Below are 23,950 nucleotides of genomic sequence, written 5' to 3'. Positions count from 1 at the left end.
CCTCCCGCGCCAGGTCCCTACCCCGCCCATGCCCACAACCTGCTCGAAGGAGAGGACCGCCCGATGAAGAGCCTGCTCCATGTCGGCCTGATGGTCGATGCCGAATCCGCGATCGAACCGGTCGCCACCAGTCTGCTCGGTCCGCGCCTGCGGATCGGAGACGGCACCAACCAGATCGACATCACCCTGCCGTTCGGACCCGCCGACGCAGAAAGGTTCCTGCGCCGCCTGTCGGACGCTGCCCTGTACCTGGGGCGGCAGATCACCGAGGACGGCACAGGATCGACCACACCACCGAGATGACGCGCCCGGCAGCGGCGGCGGCCTATTCCGCCAAGAACTTGAGCCGCCGCCGTCTGCCGGGCCTGTCCCTCCGCCTCACATGCAACGAGAGAGACACCACCAGGATGACATTCCCCAGCCCCACCGATCCCCGGATCACCCCCATACCCGCCGCCGCGACCGATCTCGCCCGCGTGCTCGCGGGCCACGAGCTGACCCGCTCCACGTGTACCCGCCCGATCCGGCTGGTCGGCTCGCGCACCCTGGTCCACCGGGCGACCGGCGAGATCGTGCACGATTTCCACTCCGCCCACCAGCCGAACTCGATGATCACCGTGCCGTGCGGCAACCGCCGCCACACCGTGTGCCCGTCCTGCTCGACGCTCTACAAGTACGACGCCTACCACCTGATCGCCGCCGGCCTGCGCGGCGGCAAGAACACCACCCCGACCGTCGCCGCCCACCCCAGGATCTTCGTCACCCTGACCGCACCCTCCTTCGGCCCGGTTCACCTGGGCCCGGCCAAGAACGGCAACCCCCGCCCCTGCGGCCCGCGCCGCACCGGACCCGACTGCCACACCTGGCATCCGGTCGGCGATCCGCTGATCGGCACCCCGCTGGATCCGGGCACCTACGACTACACCGGGCACGTCCTGTTCAACGCGTACGCCGGGGCGCTGTGGTCGCGCTTCACTACCGAGACCCGCCGCACGCTTGCCGACCTGGCGGGCATCGAACGGCGCGACCTGCGCACCGTCACCACGGTTGCCTTCGCGAAGGTCGCCGAATACCAGACGCGCGGCGTCGTCCACTTCCACGCGGTGATCCGCCTGGACGGCGCCAACGGCCCGGGGTCCACGGCACCCGCTCGGATGACGACCGCACTCCTCACCCGATCGGTGCGAACTGCCGCCAAGCGAACGACAGTTACGACACCTTCCCCTGGTGCGATGTCCTTCCGGACCCTGCGCTGGGGGCGGCAGCTCGACATCCGCACGATCGGCTCCTCCGATGACGACGACTCCGCCTTGTCGGATGCGGTGGTTGCCCGCTACGTGGCCAAGTACGCCACCAAGGGCACCGAAGCCTCCGGCATCGCGGACCTTCGCCCACTGCCCTGCCGGACCTGCGACGGACAGGGCTTGCAGGTCAAGCCCACCGAACCGGGGAAACTGCAGCGGCCCTGCCCCGACTGCCACGGCCTCGGACGATCCACCACCTGGGCCGCACTCGGGCTCAGTAACCATGCGCTGACGCTGGTGCGGACCTGCTGGAAGCTCGGCGGGCGCGAGGAGCTGGCGGGCCTGCGCTTGCGGCGATGGGCACACACCTTCGGATTCCGCGGCCACTTCGCCACCAAGTCACGCTCCTATTCCACCACCTTCGGCGCCCTGCGCGACGAGCGCGCCGCCTACACGGCCGCCCAGCGCGACCAGGCCCTCGGACTCCCTTCAAGCGCAGACCTCGTGGTGGTCAACGACTGGCACTACGCCGGACGCGGCCCGCTACCCGACACCCCCACCCCAGCGCCACCGGGCCAAGTCTCCCAGGAGCCAGCGGCCGCATCGGCCGGGGGTGGGCGATGACCATCACCCCTGACCTGCTCACTGTCCCGGATGTGATGGAGCGCATGCAGGTGTCCCGGCACACCGTCTACCAGCTGATCCGCTCCCGTCAGCTCACCTCGGTGACCATCGGCCGCTCCCGGCGCATCCCCGCCTCCGCGCTCGCCGCCTACCTCTCCGCGCTCATCGGCGGGGGCGCCTGATGGCCAAGCAGAGATCCAACGGCGAGGGCACCGTCTACCAGCGCAAGGACGGACGCTGGGAGGCCGCCGGCTACGTCCTGGTCGCCGACGGCACCTCCCGGCGCACCCGGGTCTACGGCGCCACCCGCAAAGAGGCGATGGACAAGCTCATCGAGAAGATCGCCGACTCGAACAAGGGCATGCCCGTCGCCGCCGACGCCACCACCACCGTCGCGGACTACCTGACCGGATGGATGGAGACCGTCGCCGCCCACAAACTGCGACCCACCACCTACGCCACCTACTCCCACTACCTGAAGTCCTTCATCATCCCCGGCATCGGCGGCAAGAGAATCGCCGCACTGACCCCCAAGGACGTGCGCATCTGGCTGCACCGGGTCCGCACCGCCTGCCAGTGCTGCACCCAGGGCTGGGACGCCGCCCGCGACCCGAACGCCCCGCGCGGCCGGGCCCGGCCACGCTGCTGCGCGATCGGCCACTGCTGCGAAAAGCGAGTCGCTCCTGCCACCCTGCAGTACCTGCGCGGCATCCTGTCCTCCGCCCTGGCCCACGCGGTCCGCGAGGACGAACTGCCCCGCAACGTCGCCACCTCCGTCCGCCTCGGCGACACCCGATCCAAACCCTTCGAACCCCTCACCGGCTCCGAAGCCCGACGGCTCCTGAATGCTGGCCGGGGCACCCAACTGGGCGTGCTGGTCGAACTCGCCCTACGCACCGGACTACGCAAGGGCGAAGCCCTCGGCCTGCGCTGGTCAGACCTCGACCTGGAGCAGCGGGCCATGAGCATCCGCCAGACCCTGCAACGCAGCCCCACCGGGGAGTTCGCGTTCTACCTGCCCAAGACCGAGTCCTCCAAGCGCCGCATCGCCCTGCCGGGCGAGTGCATCACCTCTCTGCGGGCTCACCACGTCCGCCAGCAGGCGGAACACGCCGCGCTCGGGGATGAGCGGCCTCGGCTCGACCTGGTGTTCACCAACACCTGCGGCAACCCCCTGGACGGCCCCAGCATCAGCCGCGCCTTCCACCGGCTGTGCGACCAGGCCGGAATCCGCAGAGTCCGCTTCCACGACCTCAGACACACCTGCGCGACCCTACTGCTGGAGCAGGGCGTCGACCTGGTCACGATCAAGGATTTGCTCGGACACTCCCAGATCCACATCACCGCCGACGTATACGCCCACGTCCGCCCCCGCCTCCAGCGGGACGCGATCGAGGCCATGGGCAACGCCCTCAACGGCAACGACGAGAACGACGATGAAGACGGCGACGACGACCTGCCGATTCCGGCCCTGGTCTGACTGACCGGACTGAGCCCCACCGCCGCCCCCTGGCATCGGTGGGGCTCAGTCCTGTTCCTCACCAACCGGCGGTACGACGACCGCCCACACGATCTTCCCGATGCCACCCGTGCGCGGGCAGCACCCCCACCGCGCGGCCAGGCACTCGACCAGCCACAAGCCCCGCCCTCCCTCATCGCCCTCGGCTGCCTGCTGCACGACGGGTCGACCCTTTCCCGGGTCGTGCACCTCGATCCGCAGCTCCTCGGCGCCCAGCTCAAAGCGCACCCAGATCAGTCGCCCCGGCAGGCGCGCGTGCGCCACCGCGTTGGTGACCAACTCGCTGACCACCAGCTCGCCCGCCGGGGCGAACCGCTCGTCGCCAGCGCCGGAGAGGAGCTCCCGCAATGCCCGACGAGCCCGACCCGGCGACCTCCTGGTGCACGGCAGCCAGCAACTGCCCGACACCACGCGGGCATCCGCAGGCTCCGGCATCCACTCGTCCGGCTGGGCTTCAACACTTCGGGTCCGCACGGCCCACCCCTCAACTACGCTGGGTTGCTGGCTGAAATCACTCGGTTCGACCGTACGGACCCGGTGAAGCCGCAGGCAGTGACCGCCCGTACCAGTAGCAGCAGTTCCCGAACCCCCAGGGGATGCCGTGATGGCAGCAGACCCGCGCGAAACCCTGACCCCCGGTCAGCGTTCCTCCTCGCCGCATCGTGGCGGGCTGGTCTCCGGCTACGTCCTGCGCCTGATCCGCGAACACCTGGCGCTGAACCGCGACACCCTCGCCGAGCACTTCCACGTCTCCTCGGACACCCTCGCCGGCTGGGAGACCGGACGCCGCCCGCTCACCGCCATCCCCGTCGGCCAGATGCTGCTGCACCGCCACCGCCTCCTGCACCTCGGCGCAGCACCCCCACTGCTCGCTGCTCTGGACCGGGCACTGGAAGCCGACGTCCTCCTCGCCAGCGTCCTGGACCTCGACCCCGATCCGGCCAGCAGCCCGCTGGGGGCCTGGGTCATGCAGCGCGACCTCATGGACCTCCTCGCCTGGCCCCTGACCGGCCGCGCCCCACAGCCATTCCAGGCTGCTGCTGTGGTCCAGCGTCCCCGACGCGGACCCGTACCCTCCGGCCCAGAGCTGACCCACGACGAACGCGGGTACTTCTTCAGCCAGATGCGCCGCACTGCCGAACACGCCCAGGCACCCAAGCAGTTCCTGCTCCGCCGACAGGCCCTCTACCTGTGCGGCTACGACCCCGCCCCGGACGCCTCTGCCTGGCTCGACCAGCAGCAGCACCACTCCTCGGAAGGGTGGCTGCAGGGCTGGCTCACCGCCCGCTCCCTGGCCTCCGTCGCGGCCCGGCACGGCGACCTCGACCGGATGGGGCACTTCATCGAACGCACCCTGGTCGATGACGGCACCGGCGAGGCTGCGAACCTCAACTACTGGGCCTACTGGGTCGGCGAGACCCGCACCCTTCAGCTCACCGACGACTTCATCGCCGATCCCGTTCCCGGCACCTGGGCCGGACACCAGCTCCTGAGTCATCTCCTGGAACGGCTCACTCCCGGTTACGGCTATCTCGACCTGTACATCCACACTCTGTGGGCGCTGATCGCTGTCCGCCCCGGCCTGCTCGGCGACCCGGCCAGCAGTACCGGGCTGCTGCGCGAGCGGCTGGAGATCCTGTTGGATGGAGCACAGGTCTCGGCACGATCCCGCCGGGAACTCGATGCGATCCGCTACGCGGTCCGCCTGGCAACCGGCTGACCGCCCCAGGGAAGGCAGTACATGGCCGACGACGATCTGACCGCGGTGGCCCACTTCCTCTTCGAGGCCGGCACCCTCAAGCAGGCCCGGCGCACCGGCTGGTGGATGGCTGGAGTCCGCGACCCCGAAAGCGTTGCCGAACACTCCTGGCGGACCTCCCTGATCGCCTCCGTCATCGCCCAGCTCGAAGGGGCCGACCCGGCCAAAGCCGCCCTCCTCGCCGTCTGGCACGACTCCCAGGAATCACGCACCGGAGACGTTAACTACCTCGGCCGCAAGTACTCCGGCCAAGCCGACCCCCGCGCCGTCACCGCCGACCAGACCCACGGCATGCCCGAACCCCTGGCCGAAGCCATCCGCGCCGTCGTCGCCGAGTACGAGGACAAGGAATCACCTGACCTCGATTGCTCAGCGGCCTGACGTCGGTAGTTGGCTCGGCTGCATGACCGGTTTGTCCTCGGCCGTTCGAGGTTGGTCCGTCGCGTGACGCTGCGGGGTGCGCCGGGTTCCACGGCCCGGTGGCTTGCCCTCTCTCCTTGCTGGTCCTTGTCGGGGTAGTGGCCGGCCGTCAGGCGGGGGCCGGAAGCTCGGTGGCGCGCTGCCAGGCGGTGGTGAAGGCCGCTGCCCAGGGCCATTGCCGGTCCAGGTGCAGGGTGCGGCGTCTGGCATGGGCGGTGAGGCGGGCAGGGAGGTGGTAGAGCTTCCTGCGGATCGTTGCCGGTTCGGCGCCTGCCAGTTCTGGCTCGTCATGCAGCAGTAGGAGGCGGGTCCAGGCGTCTAGGTCGGCGGCGAGGGTGGAGGCCACCACCCAGGCCGTGTTGACCTGCCAGGACTTGGAGGGCAACAGCCCGAGTCCGACCCGTTTGATCGCCTTCACCCGGTCCTCCACCTCGGCGTGATCGCGGTACAAAGCGTCGAGGAACCAGGCCTGGCCGGAGCCGGGGACGGCGCAGAGGCCCTGGTGGGCGGGGATGTTGGTGGCCACGATCTGGTAGCGCCAGCCGGTGTGCTTCTCGAAGGCGGTGAGCTTCTTGGAGTCGCGTCGCGAGGGCTTGACTCGGCGCACGATCAGCCGCAACCCAGTGGGCCAGCCCGACAGGTCGCGCAGGCCGGTAATCTCGGCGACCTGGTAGGTGACGGTGCCGCCGTCCTCGGCCTTGATCTCGTGGATGCTGCCGTCCTGGCGTAGTGCCGCAGTCCACACGTGTCGGGGCAGCAGGGCGATGGCCTGCTCGTCGGCTTGGTTGATGGCCCAGCCGGTGACGAAGCGGACCCGGCGTCGTGTGGTGGTCAGGGCCTGGAGGTGGTCGAGCAGGCCGTGGGAGAACGCCGCGCCGTCGATGCGGACCAGCAGTTTCGACCACAGGGGCAGCGGGATCTGCCGCAGGGAGGCGGCCAGGACCGTCTTGTGGTCGGCGATGTCGTTGGGGGCGGCGTTGCCCGGCCGCAGCAGCATGGCGACGCACTCGCGGGTGTTGGCGACCCAGGCTCCCAGCGGCATGTGTCCGAACGATCCTTTGTAGGTGCCGGCCGCGCCTTCCTTCTTGCTGGTGCAGGGCACGATGGTGGCGTCCAGGTCAAGGACGTACCAGCCGGTCAGCACCCGGCCGGCGACCTGTATCCAGGGGAAGCCGCCGGGCCGCAGCGTCAGCCAGGTCCACACCACGCGCCGGATGGCGGCCCGCACCCGTTCGATGCGCGCGGCGACCGGGGCGTCGATCGCCTCCAGGGTGCGGCGCAGAGTGCTGTCGGAGACTGGGCTCGGGAACAACGGGCGCCAGTGGAACTGGAGGTGCTCGGCCTCCAGGAGGTTCGTGGCTCCCAGGGCGATTGCGCAGGCCAGCTGGACCAGTGCCAGGCCGCGGTCCCGCCAGCCCGGCCCGCTGCCTGCTGGGAGTACAGCGGCCAGCGCGCGGGCCAGGCCGAGCCGGTCGGCGACCTTGCGCAGCAGCACGATGCCCGCCTGCCCGACCAGGTTCTTCACGTCGGCCCGCACGGCGAGCCGGTGATCCCATTGGGTACTCTGCACCTGTTGGGTGTCTCTTCTCTGCGGCGTTCTTGATCTCAGCAATCAGATCATCGCAGGTGGGAGGCACCCTTCTGCTGTCGGTGCGTCAGCTCGCATTCTCTGCTGAATATCCGAGGCTGAAGCACTGTGTGCCCGCGACGCCGACAAGCTCGAATGCCTCCTCCAGGGCGTCGAGTACCGCGCCCAGGGCCACACCAACGCCCAACGCTGGATCGACAACAGCCGCGCCCGCCTCACCACCAAAACCGGCATCGCCCTCGCCGACGCCCTCCTCGCCACCGACTCCCTCGACTGGCTCCGCACCGCCCTCGGCGAGACCCCCACCGCCCAGTAAGCCGCTGCCGTCAGCCCGCGTTGCCGTCACCGTTGCCGTCACACGCAACCACCTGACCCACCATCACCACCAACCCCATAAGAAACCCCAGGTAGAACGCATGTACCTCGGTCGCAGAGGTCGTCCACCACCGTAAAAGCCCCACACGTACTATGTACTGGCCGGTACCACGCCGATCTTGGTCCACAATTCCAGTGGCTGCGACGGAACAATGGTGCTGGGAATTGGTGAGCACTCGGATGCCTTGGCGAAGCAGCTTGAGGGTGGCTACACCTTTAATGGTGATGACTATGCTCAGGTGGTCGGCCAGGTTAATGGAAAGCCGTTTGCCCAGTGGCAGGCAGAGGTCTCGAACGTACTTCGTAGCAATGGCAAGGTTGCTATTTCTCTCAAGGGGTTCGACGGTGCGACCCCAGAGGAGCAGTTCATGAGTGCCTACAAGGCTGGGCGCGGAAGTGACTGGAAGGCGACTCAGTGGGAAATGGGGCAGGTGGGCGTTCAGGTCCAGATGGGGAATCTCGACTGGGGTAACATCACCTTCTATGACGGCGGCGGAAGCGTCGTGAACGTCCCTGAACCCAACTGGTAGGAGCAGGTCAATGCTCGATGAGGTAGCGGGCGAGATCTACCGCTCGGATAGGTACTTCAAAGTCTGGCAATATACGGTCAGCCATCGGAGGCTGCTGCTTCGTAGCACCAGGGACATGCCTCCCGCTACGCGGATCGACCTTCATTTCGGGGCTGTGAGTATCATGCTTCTCCGTCCCAGTTACGATGGGCTGATTATCCGTCGGGCAAGCGATGAAGAGTGCCAGAAGATTAGCCTCGACTATGGGTTCGAGGTGCGTCCGGGTCGCCTATTCGCTCTTGGGGGAGATCTGAAGAGCTTCGTGGTATCGGCGCCCCCGCAGTGGCATGAGGATGAAGGTGGATTGAACGATCCGTCTTGGTTTGGCCACATGACTGGAACTCCCTAAAAATGCATCAGAAGGCCCCACTGGAATCGAATTCCAGCGGGGCCTTTGCGTCGTGCACGGGTGCCTGACGGCAGTAGTTGACGGCAACGTCAGCGGACGGGTGCTGCACAAAGCGGTGGTTCATGGCCGTCGTCGGGTCGGGTGGCGGGCTGGTCCGGCTCGCGGAGGGCGCGGCCGAGGACGTCGATGGCGTCGCGTTGGAGGCGGAGCCGGACGTGGGCGTACACCGTCGCGGTCACGCCGATGTGGGCATGGCCCAACAGCTCCTTGATCACGACAAGCTCCACGCCCTGCTCCAGGAGGAGAGTGGCCGCCGAGTGCCTGAGATCATGAAACCTGATGCGCCGCAGGGCGGCCCGGCGGAGGAGGGCGTTGAAGTGCCGGGTGAGCGTGGCTCCCTCGATCGGTGAGCCGTCGGGCCGGGTGAAGACGTAGCCGCTCGCCCTCCAGTTGGCCCCCGCCGCCTCGCGTTCCCGGGCCTGCCGCTCGCGGTGCTGTTCGAGGGAGTGCAGGCATTCGGTGGGCAGGGCGATGCGCCGTTCCGAGCTCTGGGTCTTGGTGGGCAGGGCGACAAGGCCACCGCTGTTGGTGCGTTGGAGGGTGCGGCGGATGCTGGCGGTTCCGCCGGCCAGGTCGAGGTCTTCCCAGCGCAGGCCGAGGAGTTCGCCCTTGCGCAGTCCGGTGCGCAGGGCGAGTTCGAACAGCGCGCTCAGCCGGTGACCGCTCGTGGCGGTCAGGAGCGCGCGTGCTTCTTCGGCGGTGAGGGGTTCGAAGCGGCGGGGTCGGGGTGTGCCCATGCGGACATTGCGGGCGACATTGCGGGGGATCTCCTCTTCGCGGACGGCGTGCTCCAGGGCGGACTTGAGCACGGAGTGCACGTAGGCGAGCGTCAGCGGGGACAGCCGCTTGCGGCAGCACTCGCCGACGGCGCAGCACTGGGGCTGGTCGCGGGCGGTGTCGTAGCCACGTGTGCAGCACTGGCAGGTGGTGCGGAGTTGGTCGAGCCAGGTGCGGACGTCCTTGGCGGTGAGCTTGGCGAGCTTCTTCCTGCCCAGGCCGGGGATGACGTACAGGCGCACGCAGGCGGTGTAGCGGGTGTGGGTGTTCTCGCGGAGCCGGTGGACGGCGACGGTCTCCAGCCAGTAGGTGAGGAACGCGGCGACGCTGCCCTGCGCGGTGGGGGCGGGGATGCCGCGGTTGCTGGTGGCGACCTTCTCGGTCAGCAGCGCCAGTGCCTCCTTCCGCGTGGTGCCGTAGACGTGGATGCGCTTGCGGGTGTCGCCTGCTGCGAGGACGTATCCGGCGGCTTCCCAGCGGCCGTCTTTGCGCTGGTAGACGGTGCCGTCGCCGTTGGCGCGGACCCTGCGCGAGCCAGTACTGGGAGTGGTGGTGGGGTTGGTGTCGGGGGTGGTCATCAGGCTGCCTCTTCGAGTTGGTGGTGGACAAGGGCGTACAGGGCATGTGCGGGGATGCGGCGGGCGCGGCCGATGGTGATGGAGGCGAGCTGCCGGGTGCGGATGAGGTCGTAGACGGTTGAGCGGCTGATCTTGAGGCGGGCCATGACCTCGGGGACGGTGAGCAGTTCGGTGTCGGCGGTCACGCGGTCACCTCACTGTGGACAGGGGCGGTCAGCGGGTCGGTGGAGTGACCGGCCCGGTCACCGGAGGGTCGTGCTTTCCGGGAGCGGGTCGGTCGCTCGGGCCGGGAGTTCCGTGCGGCGGTCAGGAGATCGGCAAGGTGGGCGAGTTCGGGCAGGAGGCCGGTTCCGGCGTACTGCCAGTGGGAGATCACCAGGGTCGTGTCCGTGCCGACGCGTCGCCCGCTCTCTGTGCGTCGACCGTTGCGGTGACCGGCGTTGGGGTCGATGTGACCGGCGGGCAGGTCAGCGCGGTCAGTGCGGTCACTGTGCCGGTCAGTGACTGGCTGGCCCTCGCCGGCCCGCTCTTGGGCGTCGTCTTGGCGGGTGCGCCAGGCGGTGCGTTCGGCTCGGAGGTGGGTGAGGGTGGTGGAGTAGTGGCGGGTGCGGGTGGAGAAGTGGCCTCGGAAGCCGAGCATGTGGGCCCACTGCCGCAGGCGGAGGTGGGCGTGCTCGGGGCGAACACCGAGGTGCCAGGCGGTGTGGATCATGCGGCGGGCGTGGTCGGTGAGGTCGTGCCGGGCGAGTTCGGCCAGGAAGCGCAGTCGGCGGTCGAGGGTGCCGGTGGTGGTCTCGGCTCCCTTGGTGGCGTACTTGGCAATGTAGGCGGCGACGTGCCGGTCGGTGACAGGGGCACCGTCGGTGAAGTCGGTGCTGCGGATCGCGCGGACGTCGATCTGCCGCCCGAACCGGAACACCGTGGACTCCGACGGCTGCACCCCGTCAGTCTCCCCGGCGCGGGGGAGACGTTGAGGTTGAACACGGGTCCGCTTCGCAGCGGCGCGGACGGCGTGGTCGAGGAGCCCGGTGGTGGCCCAGGCGGGCGGGGCGCTGCTGGGGCCGGTGGGTCCGTCGAGGCGGATGACGGTGTGGAAGTGGATCTGTCCGCGCTTCTGGTATTCGGCGACCTTGGCGTACGAGAGGGTCGCGTGGTGGCGCAGGGTGCGTTGGGTGAGTCCGGCGGCGTTGGCGATCTCGCGGCGCAGGTGGGTGGTGAATCGGGCCCACAGGGCGGGGGCGTGGGCGTTCCAAAGGACCGCCCCGGTGTAGTCGTACCGTGCCGGGTTCAGCGGCGTCCCGAGCAGCGGGTCGCCGTCACCGTGCCGGGCTCCGCACGCGCACGAAGATGCGCCGGGTTGGTTGTGGACGGGGCCGAAGCCGGGGGCGGTAAGGGTCGCGAAGACGCGCGGGTGGCTGGCGACGCTGGTCGGAACCGTCTTGCCGCCGCGTAGTCCGGCGGCGATGAGCTGGTAGGTGTCGTAGCGGTAGAGGGTGGAGCAGGAGGGGCAGCGGGTGGCGCGGCGGTTGCCGCAGCGCAGCAGGAGTTCGCCGGCGGGCAGGTGGCGGGTGTCGAGGTGGTCAAGGATCTGACCGGTGGCGGTGTCCAGGCGGGTGCGGTGTCCGGTCATGCGGATCGGGCGGGTGCAGCCGCCCAGCGAGCCGATCTGCCGGGCCAGGGGTGCGAGGTGACCGGCGGCGGCGAGCTTGGCCAGCCGGGCCGTCAGGCGCGCCCGGCGTTCCAGAGCCGGGTCCCTGTTCCCGGACGTGTCGGCGCTCCTGGCGAGCGCCGGTGGGGCGAACGCCCGGTTAGCGGGAGCGGAGGTGGTTGTGGGGGAGGGGAGTTGGAGCTGTGCGGGCATGGGGACAGACCTCCGGCAGGAGTCGGGAGAAGAGGAGAGGCGACCCGAGTGGTCAGCGCGCGGGGGAACGGTGCGCGTGACGGCGGGCGCGGGCGGTGGGCCGGGGACGTCTGTCCTGGTCAGCGGTGGTGTTCGCCAGCGGTGCGTGAAGGTAGCATCGCTTCAAGCGCGCATTCAAGTGCATCCCTCCTCATCTGTTTCGGTGGGCGGTGGGGACACGAGTACTGTGGCCCCGGTTTCCCGTTTTGGACGGGCCGGATTTCGGTGGTAGTGGCGCGGAGAGGGCGGGTGGCCTGCGGTGACAGTCAGGCGGCGGGGACGCAGGCCGGTGGGCGGCACGGTGCTGCTGACGTTCGAGGTCATCGCCGAGGCACTGCGGGAGCGGATCCGGTCCGGCGGGCTGAAGCCGGGGGACGCGCTGCCGACGCAGGCTGTGTTGATGGCGGAGTATGGGACCTCCAGCCTGTCCGTGCAGAAGGCCATGGCCCTGCTGAAGCAGGACGGCTACGCGATCTCCCGTCCCGGCAAGGGGGCCTTCGTCGCCTACTCCGACGCCGACGGTGACTCAGGTGACGGAGAGGCGGGGAACGGGTCGGTGGGCGGGACGGCGGCTCGGGTCGAGGCGCTGGAGCTGGCACTGGCCCGGACGCTCGAACAGCTCACCAGCCTGCAGGGCCGCGTCGAAGCACTGGAGAAGGGCGTCACCGAGCGAGACCACTGACCCGTCGGCCTCTGGAGGGCCAGGGGCCGTGGGTGTGCGTCCAGATTTTCTCTACGAGGTTCAAGGCGGGCCCGGCCCGCTGGAGGTGGCCCGACGTCGCCGACCGAGCCAGGGCGATGGCAGCAACCAAGGCCCCCACTGGCGTCGGCGGGGAGTGGTCAGCCGAGGATGCGAGCGGGGCTCGACTGATTCCCGATAGGAGCTAGTTGTGGGGCAAGCGATGCTTACCCCAGCCGACCAGGGCCGGGCGCAGCAAGTTGTGCGGTAGGGACTCCTTGCTCCTGGCGGAGCAAGTTGTCGCCCGCGACCGTCCTACGGTCGGATCGCGGGCACAGGGTCGGCCAGGGGTCCGACCCTCCGCTGCCACCGCCGGGCCCGCCGTGGGCGGTATCCGACGCCACCCGGGCCGCGCCGGGGCTCCCCCGACCCGCCGACCGCTCCTGTGCCGAGCGATCAGACCGTGTGCAATCCCGCCGAGTGCAGAGACCTCGCAAGCAGCAGTCCGAACTCGCCCCCAGCGCGATCGGAACGATCAGGACGCCAGCAGCTCGGCGACCCCGGGGACGTCGCGGAACGCTCGCAACCGGTCCAGCACGATCCGTGTGCGCTCGGTGGTGCGTTCGCTGCCGCTCTGCCCCAGGGCGAGCATCCGGCCAGCCGTCCCCGCCGCCGCCTCAGGCTCGTTCGCATCAGCGTAGGCCACGGCCAGCCAGGACAGGTACAGGGCCAACTCCCTCGCGTGACTGGCGTCGTACTTCTCCAGGACGTCAGTCAGCAGTGGGACGGCGCGCAGGGGCCGATGCAGCTCGGTGTAGACGCGGGCCTCCATGACCCGGAGTTCCCCGGCGTCCATCCAGTACAGGTACGACGGCGATTCGGTGCCAGCGGAGTCCTGGGCCAGGGCTTCCTCGGCTCGGCCGAGGGCGGTCATCGCTGGGCGGTCCTGGCCGGCACGGGTGTGCGCCCAGGCCACCCGGTCCAGGTACAGCGCGCGGGCCTTCGCCGGAGCACCGGGACCGGCCTCCTCGACGGCGGCGGTAGCCAGGTCAACGGCGTCGCGAGCACGTCCGGTGTTGCTCCAGTGGTAGGCCAGCGAGCCCGCCACATTGCCCGACAGGACGCCATCCCCGGCGGCACGGGCAGCGCTGATCCCGAGCCGGTAGATCCGCTCCGCCTCGGCGCGCTCGCCCGCGTCCGAGGCGACCCAACCGGCGATCTGCGCCAATTCGCCAATCGCCTGTAGCAGTTCACGGCCCACCCGTTCGGTGTGGGTGCCCTCGCGGTAGAGCGTCACCGCTGCCCGCAGTTCACGCAGGGCCGGTGCGATCAGGTCCTTGCCGTAGACGACGTCGTCGGCCAGCCGCAGGCCGTGCACCCGCCGGGCCAGGTCGGCGACCTGCCCCGCTCCGATCCGCCGACCGTTACTTGCGCTGAGCGGGGCCAGCGGGTCGCCCTCGGGCAGGAAGTCGGCCACGGTCGGCACGCGCGGCGTGGGCGCGGGCGGTGGGACGGCTTTGGCCGCCTCCAGCAGCTCGCGCGGCACCTCCAGCACCAGCGCGAGGAAGGGCAGCCACTCGCGCGGGGACCGTGTGCCGATCTCCCAGCGGGACACGTCGTTGCGCGTCGGCGGGATACGCCCGGGAGCGGCCTGGGCCAGCGCGTCGGCCAGCCGCTGCTGACTCCACCCCCGCGCCAGGCGCAGCCGCCGCACCAGTTCACCGACCGATTCCCGCACCACTCGGCCAGCTTGGCAGACAGCCAGGCAGACACGCTGGCTACTCCGAAAGCTTCCAGCCAACGAGACCCTGAACCGACAGAGCCGAACTGAGGAAGGGACAGCAGCATGCCCGAGGAGGCAACACACCTGTTCGACACGAGCACGGTGGAGCCCGAAGCGGAGGAACTGCGTCTGCTGCCCTGGGCCAACCCGGACGGACACCCCTGCTACCTGAGCACCGACGGCGGGGGTTACCTGGCGGCACTCGCTGACGGCATCGAGGAGGTCCAGCTCACCATGGGCCAGGAACTGCTGGACCACGCCCGGGGTGTTCTGGCCTCCGGAGCGCGGGCACTGACGGACGTCGAGTCCCGGTGGCTGGCCTGTCGGCTGACCGAGGCCCTGTCGGACGCGCTCAGGGTCGCGGACTCGCGAGGCCAGCGCATCCCCCTCCCGTCGGACACGGCCGAGGCCGACGGCTCTGACGAGCAGGGAGCGCGCTGATGGGCACGACCACTCGCTACCGGTTCCGCGAGTACACCGTCACCACCGTCCTGGACCCGATGGCGCTGCCGACCTTCGAGGCCGTCTGCGTCACCGGAGAGGAGCAGGACTGCGGAGCCGCCTCCGGCCCGATGCACACCCCCGAGAAACTGACCCGCTGGATCGCCGCGCACTGCGCGCAGACCGGACACGCGACCTACGAGCGGACCATCCGCGCCACCCTCCGTGCCGAGCCCGGAGAGTGGAAGTGAGGCCCCCGAGCGCCCACACCTCACCGAGGTCGGCACGGGGTGCCGTCGAGAGCAAGTGGTCTATACCTCTGACGGCAGTAGTGACGGCAACAACCACGGACACGGGCGCACAATCACGGACCCCGATGGACCATCAAAGCGCCGCTGACCTGCGAAGAAGCAGGTAGAGCAGGCCGCCGTGCCACACGTACTATGTACTGGCCGGTACCACACCCGTACTTGTTCATAATACGGACTGCGTGAACTGGTCATCCAAGAGAACTAAGACATTCGGCCACACATTCAAAACTCATGGCGCTGGCACAAAGAACACTCAGAGTCTGATTGACCGTGCTCGTAGTACTGGGAATCAGCAGGGCCAGTGGCTGGATAATGATGCGGCTGCTGAATTCTTGCAGGGTGTGCACGTTGAGGGCGCTGGCCCTAGGTCGGTTCAAATTCCCGAAGGCTTGGGACAGGTGATTATGCCGGATGGCAGCATTGTTCCGGCCGGGGCCGCTACCCTGGTGCCGGGCCCAGGTGGCCTGTATAAGACGGCCTTTCCGATCCTCGGGCCCGGATAGAAGGAGTTTTCGATGGGATTTTGCTGCACTCTGGAGCGGCCATCTTCGTCATCGCTGACCTCTGGGGCGCCGATCACCCTAGAGGTTGAGGATGACTTTGAGAGCCTGGTCATGGCGGCCTGCGGCATGCTCGGGGACACTGACTGCCGATTTCACATCCAGGGGTTTGGCAGTCTCGAATGGCCCGTGGATGTTGCATATGACCTCTCGGCCTTCATTGAGCAGTTGCCTGATCTCATCGCGCGGATCAGAATGCAAAGTCATGCGGAGCTTGACATGTATTCTCAGGGCATTGAGCGAACCTTGGAATTCACCCCCAAGGGAGACTTGGTGGAGATCCGCTGTCTGTCGAGGACGGATTGGGTGCCGAAGCCTAGTATTGAGAGCGTGAGCAGAAAAGAGCTGGAAAAAATGCTCTCCAAGCTGGCCATGGACTTTGCAGTCTCCCTTGCCGTAATCGGTTCTCCAATTGCCCAGGGTCAGCCATTTTCCAGTTGGGCTTCAGGTAACGCATAGTTCTTCTGTCAGACAGCGGAAGAATATAGCTGGGAAAAGTCTGCGGCCCCACCGAGATAGCTTTCGGTGGGGCCGCAGAGGTGTCTGACGGCAGTACTGATCTTTAGTGAGGTGCTTGACGATCTGTCAGGGCTGGCATAAGTCAGGTATGGGTACTTCGAGGTCGGCCCGGATGGGGCCGGTTGATCTTGAGCGGCGGCGGATGCTGGCTGCCGAGCTGTTCGAACAGGGTGTGAAGCAGGCGGAGATCGGTCGGTTGCTGGGGGTGTCCCGGCAGGCGGTCGGGCAGTGGCATGCCGCCTGGGTGGCAGGTGGTGCGGACGCACTGGTGGGGCATGTCGGCGGGGCGGCCGCGTATCTGACGCTGGAGCAGGAGGAGGCCGTGCTGGCTGAGCTGAAGAGAGGGGCGCAGGCGTTCGGCTGGGAGGACCAGTGGTGGACGTTGGCGCGGATCGCCCGGGTGTCAATCCCCTGGAACAGGGCTGAGTCATGGTCCTGGATCTGTCGGCACGGCTGACGGATAAGGGTTGACGGCGCGATGGTGGGGAGATGGACGTGCAGACCATGTCCGCGCTGGACGCGGACCTCGCCGAGTTCACCACGGATGTCTTCAAGTACCTGGCTTACCGGGGTCAACGTGCCTACGGGCAGCAGTATTTACGCGGTCTGATGCTCGACGGCAGGCGTAAGTCGGTGGAACCGATGGCGACCCGTCTGGGCATCCCTGCCCAGAACCTGGGCCACTTCGTCGCCCAGTCCACCTGGGACTACACGGAGGTCATGCGCCGAGTCGCGGCACGGGCGGTAGCCCTGCTCGATCCGTCGGCCTGGCTGATCGACGACCATCCCTTCGTGCGCTACGGCCACGGCACCGCCGGAGCCATGGTGCAGCACTGCGGCGAACGCAAGCAGCACCTGTGTCAGGTCGCGGTGTCCGTCCACGCCACGTCCCGGCTGGGATCGACGCCACTGCACTGGCGCCTGTTCCTCCCGGAGAGCTGGGCGGCGGACCCTGCCCGGTGCGCGAAAGCAGGGGTTCCCGCCGGCACCGGGCACCGGACCAAGCAGCGGATCGCCCTGGACCTGATCGACGAGCTCGGTCAGTGGGGACTCGTGCCGCCGCTGGTCATCGCAGACAGCGACTACGGCACCAACACCGCCTTCCGCGCCGGGCTCACCCAGCGGAAGATCCCCTGGCTCGTCGCCGTTCAAGGCGACACCGTCGTCCTGCCCGCCACCGGTGCACCGGTCACGGCCTGGGCCAAGCGACGCCCTTCGATCGCGGTCGACGACCTGGCCAGGGACAACCGATACCGCGCCGCCCGCTATGTGTACCGCCCCAAGAGCGCGGACCACCGGGCCCACGCTGGCTGGTTCGTCGCGATCCCCGTCCATATCGCCGGGATCATCGAACGCGGGCACGTCGCCGAGAGCGGGGACCGGGTCCTGCCCCGACGCACCCTGCTGATCTAGTGGCGGCACAAGCACGGCGGAGGGGTGTTCCGCTCCTGGATCACCGACCTGCCCCCCGACACCCCGCTGTCGGTTCTGGTGAAGCATGCCACCAGCCGCTGGAACATCGAGACCGACTATCGCGAGATGGAACAGACCCTGGGCCTGGGCGACTACGAAGGACGGACCTACTGCGGACTGCACCACCACGCCGCCCTGGTATCCGCCGCTCACCTGTTCTGTCTGGAGCAGCACCTCAACCCAAAAGGCCGGGACACGACCTGAACCTCTACCAGGTCGTGTCCCTCCCACAGACCGAACTCATCGCAACCCTCTGGCGCTGCCCCAGCTGCCACCGCACTCCCGACGAACACACGCCTGTAGGTCAAGGACCATGACTCAGCCCTGTGGAATCGTAGAGGCCTTCCTTATGCGGCCTGACCGTCTTGGTGGCGGTTGGCGCGTGCTTCTCTGACGATGGATGGCGTCCCGCCGAGTGGTGTAGCAGGGATCTTGGAATGACCCCTGGTCATGGGGCAGCCATCGCGCAACTCTCCGAGTGGCGAAGCTCGTTGATGAGAGGTGTGCGATGGCCTTGTCCCAGTCTGACCTGTTGCGGCTCTCGGAGTCACTGCGTACGGCCGACGGAGTTGAGTTGATCAGGGTCCTGGCCCAGCGGATCCTGCAGGAGCTGATCGAGGCGGAGGCCACCGCACGGATCGGTGCCGAGCCCGGCGAGCACACCGATGCCCGCACCACCTGGCGCAACGGCCACCGCGAGCGGGTGCTGACCACGCAGGCCGGCGACCTGGACCTGGCCATCCCCAAGGTCCGCACCGGCAGCTTCTTCCCCGTACTGCTGGAACGGCGCCGGCGGATCGACCAGGCGCTCTACGCGGTCATCATGGAGGCCTACGTCCTGGGTGTGTCCACCCGCTCGGTCGACGACCTGGCCAAAGCCCTCGGCGCGGACAGCGGCATCTCCAAGAGCGAGGTCTCCCGCATCTGCGCCGGCCTGGACGAACAGCTCGTCGCGTTCCGCACCCGGCCGCTGGACCACACCCGCTTCCCCTACGTCTACCTCGACGCCACGTACTGCAAGGCGCGGGTGAACCACCAGATCGTCTCCCGGGCCGTGGTCGTGGCCACCGGCATCACCGAGGACGGCGGCCGCGAGGTCCTGGGCGTGATGATCGGAGACAGCGAGACCGAGGCGTTCTGGGCCGAGTTCCTGCGCTCCCTGCGCGAACGCGGCCTGGCCGGGGTCCGCCTGGTCCTCTCCGACAGCCACTCCGGCCTGGTCAAGGCGATCCGCAAGGTCATGCTCGGCGCGGCCTGGCAGAGATGCCGCGTCCATTTCCTGAGAAATGTCTTCGCCGTGATCCCGAAGGAGGCGGCGGAGATGGTCGCCGCGACCATCCGCACGGTCTTCGCCCAGCCGAACCAGGACGCCGTCCGCGCTCAGCTCGACACCGTCGCCGACATGCTCGGCAAGCAGTTCCCCAAGGTCAGGCAGATGCTCATCGAGGCCAAGGACGACCTGACCGCCTTCGCGGCGTTCCCGGAGCGACATTGGAAGAAGATCCAGTCGACCAACCCCCTGGAGCGGATCAACCGCGAGATCAAGCGCCGGACCGACGTCGTCCAGGTCTTCCCCAACGACGACGCGCTCCTACGACTGGTCACCGCCGTGCTCTTCGAGATGCACGATGAATGGATTGCCTTCCCGCGCCGCTACCTGCCCGAAGGCAGCATGGACAAGATCTACCCCGACTCGCACACCCCCGACGAACTACCGCCCACCGCCTAACCGTTGGCATGCGACCGTTACACCACTCCAAGGGACACGACCTCGGCGGTCTTTGGGTCCTTTCCCGCGCAGACACGGCAGATCCCTTGCCCCTGCTGGACGCCGGACGGCCATGGAGCACTGAGGTGGCCCTGGGCGCATCGAACTCGATGCGGCGTGGTCGCTCCAAGCCACTGCGGCTCAAGGACAACGCCCCCCAACTCCGCGACCCGGGCCCTGAACTTCGCTTCGACGATCTTTGGGTCCCGCCCGGTGCAGATTTGGCAGATGGCGGAGCCCTTTCTCACTAACGCCGGCCTGGGGCGGCATTCATGCCCCCTGGGGCAACGAACCCGGTGCGGTTCGTTTGCGCCGAGGTATACCGGCTCCAGCAGTGATGCGCCCAACATCGCAAGAGCGTCCCGGAAGGCGCCTTCGGCCGCATCCTTATTGTTTCTAGTACTACAGCCGGTTGTTCACGTGACGTGATGGCGGCTGGCTCGTTACTCCATTCGTGGGAGTGATGCTGCCGCCAGGTGCGGTGCCGACGGGCGAGTTGAGCGAGGCTGATGTCCGTTCCATGGAGGGTGAGTTGGAGGCGCTGTGTGCCTCGGTGGACGATGTGTTCGCCCGCCCGGCCTCGCGGGAGAACCTGCGGGCGATGATGCGCGGGCTGCTGGCTGAGGTGCCGCGCAAGAACCTGTGGCAGCTGGCCGAGTTCGCCGGTCACCCCAACCCCGACCGGCTGCAGGGCTTCCTGGCCAAGGCGGCGTGGGACGCGGACGAACTGCGCGACCGGGTCCGGGACTATGCCGTCGCCGCCCTGACCGCCCCGGATGCGGTACTCATCGCGGACGAGACTGGTGACATCAAGAAGGGCACCAAGAGCGCCGGGGTGCAGCGGCAGTACACCGGAACCGCAGGCCGGATCGAGAACGCCCAGGTCAGCGTCCACCTGTCCTACGGATCCAGCCGGGGTCGGACACTGATCGACCGCGAGCTCTACCTCGGGAGGACATGGGCTGGAACCACCGCCGAACATGAACGGCGCAGTGCCGAGCAGGGCATCCCGCCCGAGCGCGCCACGCAAGTGGCCACCAAGCCGGAACTGGCCCGGCGGATGGTGGAACGCGCCGTGCGGGCAGGGGTCCCGTTCTCCTACTTCCTGGCTGACGAGGTCTACGGCCAGGCCCGCGCCCTGCGTGCCTGGCTGGAGGAACAACGCATCCGCTACGTGCTGGCCATCCCCAAGGACGAGGCGCTGCCACTGCCCGACGGGCGCACCCGCCAGGCCCGCGAACTGTACGCGGCCGTGCCCGAGGACGTCTTCGAGCGCCGTTCGTGCGCCGACGGCGCCAAGGGCCCGCGCGACTACGACTGGGCCATCGTCCAACTCGCCCACACTGATCTGGAGTTGGAGCGCCACCTGTTGATCCGGCGTTCCACCGTTCCGAACAAGGTGAACAAGAAGACCGGCGAACTGGTCCGCGAGGTCGCCTACTTCCTGTGCCACGCCGACACCGGCACCACCCTGTCCGCACTGGTGACCGCCGCCGGGCAGCGCTGGATGGTCGAGGAGTCCTTCCAGGTGGCCAAGGGCCAGGTCGGACTCGATGAGCACGAGGTACGCAAATGGTGCTCGTGGTACCGGCACACCACCGTATGCATGCTCGCCATGGCCTTCCTGGCCGACGTCCGGAGCCGGCTAATACCGCACCGTCCACCGACAGTCGACCCCCGACCGTGAACGAGATCCGCCGCCTGTACGACCGCATCGTCCAGGCACCAGTGCGCACCGCCCGCACCTGGCTGACCATGCACTGGCACCGCTGGCGCACCCGCCACCAAACCCGGGCCCGCCACAGCCACTACCGCACCCGAACCGCCCGCGCTCACTCACCGTAAAACCACCGGCTGTAGTACTAGCAGCCGGCAAACCAGGGCCCTGTGGGCGGTTATTCCTCCCATGCACTGAGGCACCCGGTCTTGATGAACCAGGGATTGGCGGCCAAGGCTCGATAGAGGGCAGCTTGCCAGGAGTTTCGGTTTCCGTAGCTTGCGGCCCGGTCATGGATTTCGTCGATGGCGGCCCGGTACGGCTTGCCGCGCAGATAGTCGCTGAGTGCGGCCAGTTCGGTACCCACCTGTGCCGCGTAGAGTCTGGCGAGCTTGTAGGTGGTGAAGTGCCGCTGGACGCGAGCGCTCAAGGTCGCCGACCAGTCGGCGGGCGGGGCGACGAAGAAGATGACGCCCGGCTCCGGTGGCGGGGTGAGGCGGGCTGCCAGCCACACCTGGCCGCTGACATCGTCGAAATAGGGGTGGAGTGTCTGCTCCTCGGCCAGGGCCGGTATCGCTTCGCCTTTGGCCTTGTTGCAGGGCAGGCACGCGGGGACGAGGTTGGCCGGGGTGACCGCGAGCAGCGGGTAGGCGATCTTGGGGAGCTGGTGGTCGATGGTGTCGGCGAACCCGTGCCCGCACAGCGGGCAGCGTCCCCGGCGGGCGCTCTTGATCAGCTGGTTGTAGATCTCCCGGCCTGCGCTGCCTTTGCGGGCCATGCGGCTCGTGTAGCAACTGGTGAGCTTCTTGTTGTCGCCCTTGGCAGGGTCGTTGCCGTCGGGCTGGTCCTTCAAGTGCTTCAGGGCGTGAAGTGACCCGGTGGCGGCAGCCTTCTCGTACTCGTCGGCTGCGGCAGCGACGGCGTCTTCCAACAGTTCCAGACGGGCTTTGACCTTTGCGGGGCGGGTCTTGGAGACGCAGGTGGCGTAGACGCTTCGGGCGTCGAGGTCGGGTTGCGGGATCGGCCACATCAGGACGGTTCCTCCGGTGCCCAGGCGTCATCGCCGAGGTCGCGTAGAGCGATCAGGGACCGGACGATCATGCGTGCCTCGCCGCCGAGCCGGCCGCCGAACCGTTGCAGGATGCTGCCGAAGGATTCCCCGTCGTCGACGAGGCGGTTCAGTTCCCCGTGGAAGCCGGAGGCGGTGACCTCCAGGCCGAAGACCTCGCGGGTGAGGACACCGACGTTCTCCCCGAACGTCTCGGTTTCGGGGCGGTCGGCAACGACGTGGTCACCGTAGCGGCGCAGCTTCCAGACGCAGTGGGCGGGGACTTCCTGCAAGACCACGGGGGAGTGGGTGGCGATGAGTGCCAGCCCGTTGCGGTCCGAGATCAAGCTGGACAGTACCCGGACAAAGGCCGACAGCAGGGGCGGGTGGAGGTGGGTCTCCGGCTCGTCGATGATGACGAGGGTGCGCTCGCCGACGTGCTCGACCAGCCGGGTCACAGTCAGCAGTACGACCTTGTGGCCGGAGCTGAGGGAGGCGAACAGCTTGCGGGCCTTGGCCCGCCGGCTATTGGGGCTGCGTGTCGCCTGGAAGTCTTCCAGCCAGTCCTCGGCAAGCAGACCGCTGCCAGCGTATGTCAGTGTCCGCAACGCGCTGATCCAGCGGTGCGCTTGCTCGCCGGTCAGACATGCCTCGACGCTCTCGGCAAAGTCCCGTTTCAGCTGCCACTGGGACTTGACGCGTGGAGCCCGCGTGCCGCCTGAAGGCATGCGCAGGCCGACGTGGGTGGTGGGGAACGACTCGTCGTGCGGGAGGAGGGGCAGGTCGTCGAAGGCGCTGAAGGAGACGCTGACGAGGTTGCCGAAAGACCGGCGCTGGCCTCGACTGTCCTCGATGACGCGGCCGACCTCGGAGGGGTCGGCTTCTGGGTCGGCGACCGCTCGGGCCAGGCGGTTGAGCAGGACGGACTTGCCGGCCCCATTCCGGCCAGTAAGCACGTGGATGTTGCTGGAGGGCTGGCTGTGTGGTGTCACCCGGAAGGACAGCTCAAGGCCGCCTGTGTCTGCGGCGGCCGGCGCGGGGCCCTCGTAGGAGACGTGAAAGGGCGTGACGCGGTCGCCGTCGCGTGCGATGCGCCGGAACTGCTCTTCGATCATGAACGGCTTCACGAACCGCCACAGCGAGGTCCGTGTCACCTCTTGGTCGCGGGCGGTTTCGAAGATGCTGTTGTCGAAGGCCATGTCACGCAGGCCGATCAGGACGCCCCGACGTATGTCGTCACCGAGCTGGCGCAGCCGCTCGTAGTACGTGTCGTCCTGTCCAACGGAGAAGAGCGTGTCGTCGAGCGAGTTGAAGTTCCGTGGCACGTCCGGGTCGCCGTTCTCGTGACCGTCCATGCCGAGCCGGCCGATTTTGACCTGGCCGATCTGGTGCACGGTGCCGTCGGAGTCGGCGATCGACAGCCCGAACAGGGTGCGGTATCCGAAGTCGTCCCATGCTTCCTTGCGCAGGAGCACCCAGGGGCGTGGACCTCTCGCGGGAACGTGCCCCGGCCCGTCCAAGACCATGAAATGCACAGCGTGCTCCTGCTCTCTTGCCTGCCTCGTGCTGGCGCACCGATCCTACGGCGACCCGGTTGGTGAGCCGCCAGCTGGCACCGGGAAGTGCCGGAGCGGATGGCGTGCACCACACCCTGCACCTGTCCATCACCGACGCCATGGGCCACGACGTCGAGTCCGCCCTCAAGGCCACCCTCCGGTTCCAGAATCCTGTCGAGCCCTGTTGCTCCTGTTGCCCGGCCCCCCGACTCGACTGGAGGAGTAGCCGAGTTCTTACGGAGGAGTCACCGATCGGGGCGGCGGAGCCGCGACAACAGTCGGCGTGATCGAGCGCGTTTGACTGCTCAGGCCAGCCGTCAGCAGCGGGCACGG

General features: G+C 68.2%; 23 protein-coding genes and 2 pseudogenes. 17 read left to right on the top strand and 8 right to left on the bottom strand.

Annotated elements, in window-relative coordinates:
- Positions 1-63 precede the first annotated feature (63 nt).
- The 4 genes from BS75_RS16090 to BS75_RS16075 all read left to right on the top strand — a co-directional run bounded on the left by BS75_RS16090 (position 64) and on the right by BS75_RS16075 (position 3,348).
- Complete coding sequence (locus BS75_RS16090) at positions 64-303, top strand: hypothetical protein (RefSeq protein WP_034088723.1); 240 nt, start codon at positions 64-66, stop codon at positions 301-303.
- A 104-nt stretch (positions 304-407) separates the two neighbouring features.
- Positions 408-1,868, top strand: coding sequence for a replication initiator (locus BS75_RS49325; RefSeq protein ID WP_063771523.1), 1,461 nt, complete (start codon positions 408-410; stop codon positions 1,866-1,868).
- A complete protein-coding gene (locus tag BS75_RS16080; protein WP_034088722.1) occupies positions 1,865-2,050 on the top strand; it encodes a helix-turn-helix domain-containing protein in 186 nt (61 codons plus the stop codon). Before BS75_RS49325 ends, BS75_RS16080 begins: the two co-directional genes overlap by 4 nt.
- Complete coding sequence (locus BS75_RS16075; protein ID WP_034088721.1) at positions 2,050-3,348, top strand: tyrosine-type recombinase/integrase; 1,299 nt, start codon at positions 2,050-2,052, stop codon at positions 3,346-3,348. Before BS75_RS16080 ends, BS75_RS16075 begins: the two co-directional genes overlap by 1 nt.
- Positions 3,349-3,393: 45 nt before the next feature.
- Here BS75_RS16075 and BS75_RS16070 read toward each other — a convergent pair whose 3' ends face one another.
- Positions 3,394-3,822 carry an ATP-binding protein gene (locus tag BS75_RS16070; protein ID WP_081983295.1) on the bottom strand — a complete coding sequence of 143 codons (429 nt, stop codon included), beginning with the start codon at positions 3,820-3,822 and terminating at the stop codon, positions 3,394-3,396.
- 169 nt (positions 3,823-3,991) lie between these two features.
- Between BS75_RS16070 and BS75_RS16065 the strand changes: the two genes are divergently transcribed.
- Positions 3,992-5,107, top strand: coding sequence for a helix-turn-helix domain-containing protein (locus tag BS75_RS16065; RefSeq protein WP_034088720.1), 1,116 nt, complete (start codon positions 3,992-3,994; stop codon positions 5,105-5,107).
- Positions 5,108-5,128: 21 nt separating this feature from the next.
- A pseudogene (locus BS75_RS16060) lies at positions 5,129-5,518 on the top strand (HD domain-containing protein); the annotation flags it as partial.
- A 157-nt stretch (positions 5,519-5,675) separates the two neighbouring features.
- On the opposite strand, the gene BS75_RS16055 reads toward BS75_RS16060, so the two are convergent.
- A complete protein-coding gene (locus BS75_RS16055; protein WP_081982220.1) occupies positions 5,676-7,136 on the bottom strand; it encodes an IS1380 family transposase in 1,461 nt (486 codons plus the stop codon).
- Between the two features lie 118 nt (positions 7,137-7,254).
- On the opposite strand from BS75_RS16055, the pseudogene BS75_RS50310 reads away from it, so the two are divergent.
- Positions 7,255-7,470: pseudogene (locus BS75_RS50310) on the top strand (HD domain-containing protein); the annotation flags it as partial.
- Between the two features lie 178 nt (positions 7,471-7,648).
- Positions 7,649-8,059 (top strand): polymorphic toxin type 27 domain-containing protein, encoded by a 411-nt coding sequence (locus BS75_RS16045; protein ID WP_231607788.1) that lies wholly within the window; start codon positions 7,649-7,651, stop codon positions 8,057-8,059.
- Positions 8,060-8,536: 477 nt separating this feature from the next.
- Here BS75_RS16045 and BS75_RS16035 read toward each other — a convergent pair whose 3' ends face one another.
- From BS75_RS16035 to BS75_RS16025, 3 genes are read right to left on the bottom strand one after another with little or no spacing between them, the layout of a single operon-like run.
- Positions 8,537-9,862 (bottom strand): tyrosine-type recombinase/integrase, encoded by a 1,326-nt coding sequence (locus tag BS75_RS16035; protein WP_034088716.1) that lies wholly within the window; start codon positions 9,860-9,862, stop codon positions 8,537-8,539.
- On the bottom strand, positions 9,862-10,047 hold the full coding sequence (locus BS75_RS16030; protein WP_034088715.1) for a helix-turn-helix domain-containing protein: 186 nt from the start codon (positions 10,045-10,047) through the stop codon (positions 9,862-9,864). The genes BS75_RS16035 and BS75_RS16030 overlap by 1 nt, the downstream gene beginning before the upstream one ends.
- Positions 10,044-11,723, bottom strand: coding sequence for a replication initiator (locus BS75_RS16025; protein WP_034088714.1), 1,680 nt, complete (start codon positions 11,721-11,723; stop codon positions 10,044-10,046). Before BS75_RS16025 ends, BS75_RS16030 begins: the two co-directional genes overlap by 4 nt.
- Positions 11,724-12,051: 328 nt before the next feature.
- On the opposite strand from BS75_RS16025, the gene BS75_RS16020 reads away from it, so the two are divergent.
- Positions 12,052-12,444: a winged helix-turn-helix domain-containing protein gene (locus BS75_RS16020; protein WP_231607787.1), complete on the top strand. Its 393-nt coding sequence runs from the start codon at positions 12,052-12,054 to the stop codon at positions 12,442-12,444.
- Between the two features lie 532 nt (positions 12,445-12,976).
- Here the strand turns inward: BS75_RS16020 and BS75_RS16015 are convergent.
- The gene (locus tag BS75_RS16015) at positions 12,977-14,182 is read right to left on the bottom strand and encodes a helix-turn-helix domain-containing protein (RefSeq protein WP_331281425.1); all 1,206 of its coding nucleotides are present in this window, start codon (positions 14,180-14,182) and stop codon (positions 12,977-12,979) included.
- A 105-nt stretch (positions 14,183-14,287) separates the two neighbouring features.
- On the opposite strand from BS75_RS16015, the gene BS75_RS16010 reads away from it, so the two are divergent.
- The 8 genes from BS75_RS16010 to BS75_RS15980 all read left to right on the top strand — a co-directional run bounded on the left by BS75_RS16010 (position 14,288) and on the right by BS75_RS15980 (position 20,983).
- Entirely contained in the window at positions 14,288-14,665 is a 378-nt protein-coding gene (locus tag BS75_RS16010) for a hypothetical protein (protein WP_063771636.1), read from the top strand.
- The gene (locus BS75_RS16005; RefSeq protein ID WP_034088711.1) at positions 14,665-14,916 is read left to right on the top strand and encodes a DUF7848 domain-containing protein; all 252 of its coding nucleotides are present in this window, start codon (positions 14,665-14,667) and stop codon (positions 14,914-14,916) included. Before BS75_RS16010 ends, BS75_RS16005 begins: the two co-directional genes overlap by 1 nt.
- A 575-nt stretch (positions 14,917-15,491) precedes the next feature.
- Entirely contained in the window at positions 15,492-15,995 is a 504-nt protein-coding gene (locus BS75_RS44330) for a hypothetical protein (RefSeq protein WP_052069456.1), read from the top strand.
- Positions 15,996-16,167: 172 nt separating this feature from the next.
- Positions 16,168-16,512 (top strand): helix-turn-helix domain-containing protein, encoded by a 345-nt coding sequence (locus tag BS75_RS15995; RefSeq protein ID WP_052440134.1) that lies wholly within the window; start codon positions 16,168-16,170, stop codon positions 16,510-16,512.
- 32 nt (positions 16,513-16,544) lie between these two features.
- Positions 16,545-17,468, top strand: coding sequence for an IS701 family transposase (locus tag BS75_RS43385; protein WP_052069454.1), 924 nt, complete (start codon positions 16,545-16,547; stop codon positions 17,466-17,468).
- Between the two features lie 24 nt (positions 17,469-17,492).
- A complete protein-coding gene (locus BS75_RS46470; RefSeq protein ID WP_052069453.1) occupies positions 17,493-17,732 on the top strand; it encodes a hypothetical protein in 240 nt (79 codons plus the stop codon).
- 304 nt (positions 17,733-18,036) lie between these two features.
- The gene (locus BS75_RS15985; RefSeq protein ID WP_034087159.1) at positions 18,037-19,257 is read left to right on the top strand and encodes an IS256 family transposase; all 1,221 of its coding nucleotides are present in this window, start codon (positions 18,037-18,039) and stop codon (positions 19,255-19,257) included.
- A 502-nt stretch (positions 19,258-19,759) separates the two neighbouring features.
- Positions 19,760-20,983, top strand: a complete 1,224-nt coding sequence (locus BS75_RS15980; RefSeq protein WP_081982015.1) for an IS701 family transposase — start codon at positions 19,760-19,762, stop codon at positions 20,981-20,983.
- Between the two features lie 208 nt (positions 20,984-21,191).
- Here the strand turns inward: BS75_RS15980 and BS75_RS15975 are convergent, their stop codons facing one another.
- Entirely contained in the window at positions 21,192-22,043 is an 852-nt protein-coding gene (locus BS75_RS15975) for an HNH endonuclease (protein WP_034088710.1), read from the bottom strand.
- Positions 22,043-23,536, bottom strand: coding sequence for an AAA family ATPase (locus BS75_RS15970; protein ID WP_231607786.1), 1,494 nt, complete (start codon positions 23,534-23,536; stop codon positions 22,043-22,045). Before BS75_RS15970 ends, BS75_RS15975 begins: the two co-directional genes overlap by 1 nt.
- Positions 23,537-23,950: the final 414 nt, after the last annotated feature.

Source organism: Streptacidiphilus albus JL83 (assembly GCF_000744705.1).
Lineage (GTDB): Bacteria > Actinomycetota > Actinomycetes > Streptomycetales > Streptomycetaceae > Streptacidiphilus > Streptacidiphilus albus.
This window is presented reverse-complemented; position numbering and strand designations above follow the sequence as displayed.

Bases quoted from the DNA above. Each gene is read 5' to 3' on its own strand.
- BS75_RS16090 (WP_034088723.1), top strand. From the start codon at position 64: ATGAAGAGCCTGCTCCATGTCGGCCTGATGGTCGATGCCGAATCCGCG.
- BS75_RS49325 (WP_063771523.1), top strand. From the start codon at position 408: ATGACATTCCCCAGCCCCACCGATCCCCGGATCACCCCCATACCCGCC.
- BS75_RS16080 (WP_034088722.1), top strand. From the start codon at position 1,865: ATGACCATCACCCCTGACCTGCTCACTGTCCCGGATGTGATGGAGCGC.
- BS75_RS16075 (WP_034088721.1), top strand. From the start codon at position 2,050: ATGGCCAAGCAGAGATCCAACGGCGAGGGCACCGTCTACCAGCGCAAG.
- BS75_RS16070 (WP_081983295.1), bottom strand. From the start codon at position 3,822: ATGCCGGAGCCTGCGGATGCCCGCGTGGTGTCGGGCAGTTGCTGGCTG.
- BS75_RS16065 (WP_034088720.1), top strand. From the start codon at position 3,992: ATGGCAGCAGACCCGCGCGAAACCCTGACCCCCGGTCAGCGTTCCTCC.
- BS75_RS16035 (WP_034088716.1), bottom strand. From the start codon at position 9,862: ATGACCACCCCCGACACCAACCCCACCACCACTCCCAGTACTGGCTCG.
- BS75_RS16025 (WP_034088714.1), bottom strand. From the start codon at position 11,723: ATGCCCGCACAGCTCCAACTCCCCTCCCCCACAACCACCTCCGCTCCC.
- BS75_RS16010 (WP_063771636.1), top strand. From the start codon at position 14,288: ATGCCCGAGGAGGCAACACACCTGTTCGACACGAGCACGGTGGAGCCC.
- BS75_RS16005 (WP_034088711.1), top strand. From the start codon at position 14,665: ATGGGCACGACCACTCGCTACCGGTTCCGCGAGTACACCGTCACCACC.
- BS75_RS44330 (WP_052069456.1), top strand. From the start codon at position 15,492: ATGGGATTTTGCTGCACTCTGGAGCGGCCATCTTCGTCATCGCTGACC.
- BS75_RS15995 (WP_052440134.1), top strand. From the start codon at position 16,168: ATGGGGCCGGTTGATCTTGAGCGGCGGCGGATGCTGGCTGCCGAGCTG.
- BS75_RS43385 (WP_052069454.1), top strand. From the start codon at position 16,545: ATGGACGTGCAGACCATGTCCGCGCTGGACGCGGACCTCGCCGAGTTC.
- BS75_RS15985 (WP_034087159.1), top strand. From the start codon at position 18,037: ATGGCCTTGTCCCAGTCTGACCTGTTGCGGCTCTCGGAGTCACTGCGT.
- BS75_RS15980 (WP_081982015.1), top strand. From the start codon at position 19,760: ATGCTGCCGCCAGGTGCGGTGCCGACGGGCGAGTTGAGCGAGGCTGAT.
- BS75_RS15975 (WP_034088710.1), bottom strand. From the start codon at position 22,043: ATGTGGCCGATCCCGCAACCCGACCTCGACGCCCGAAGCGTCTACGCC.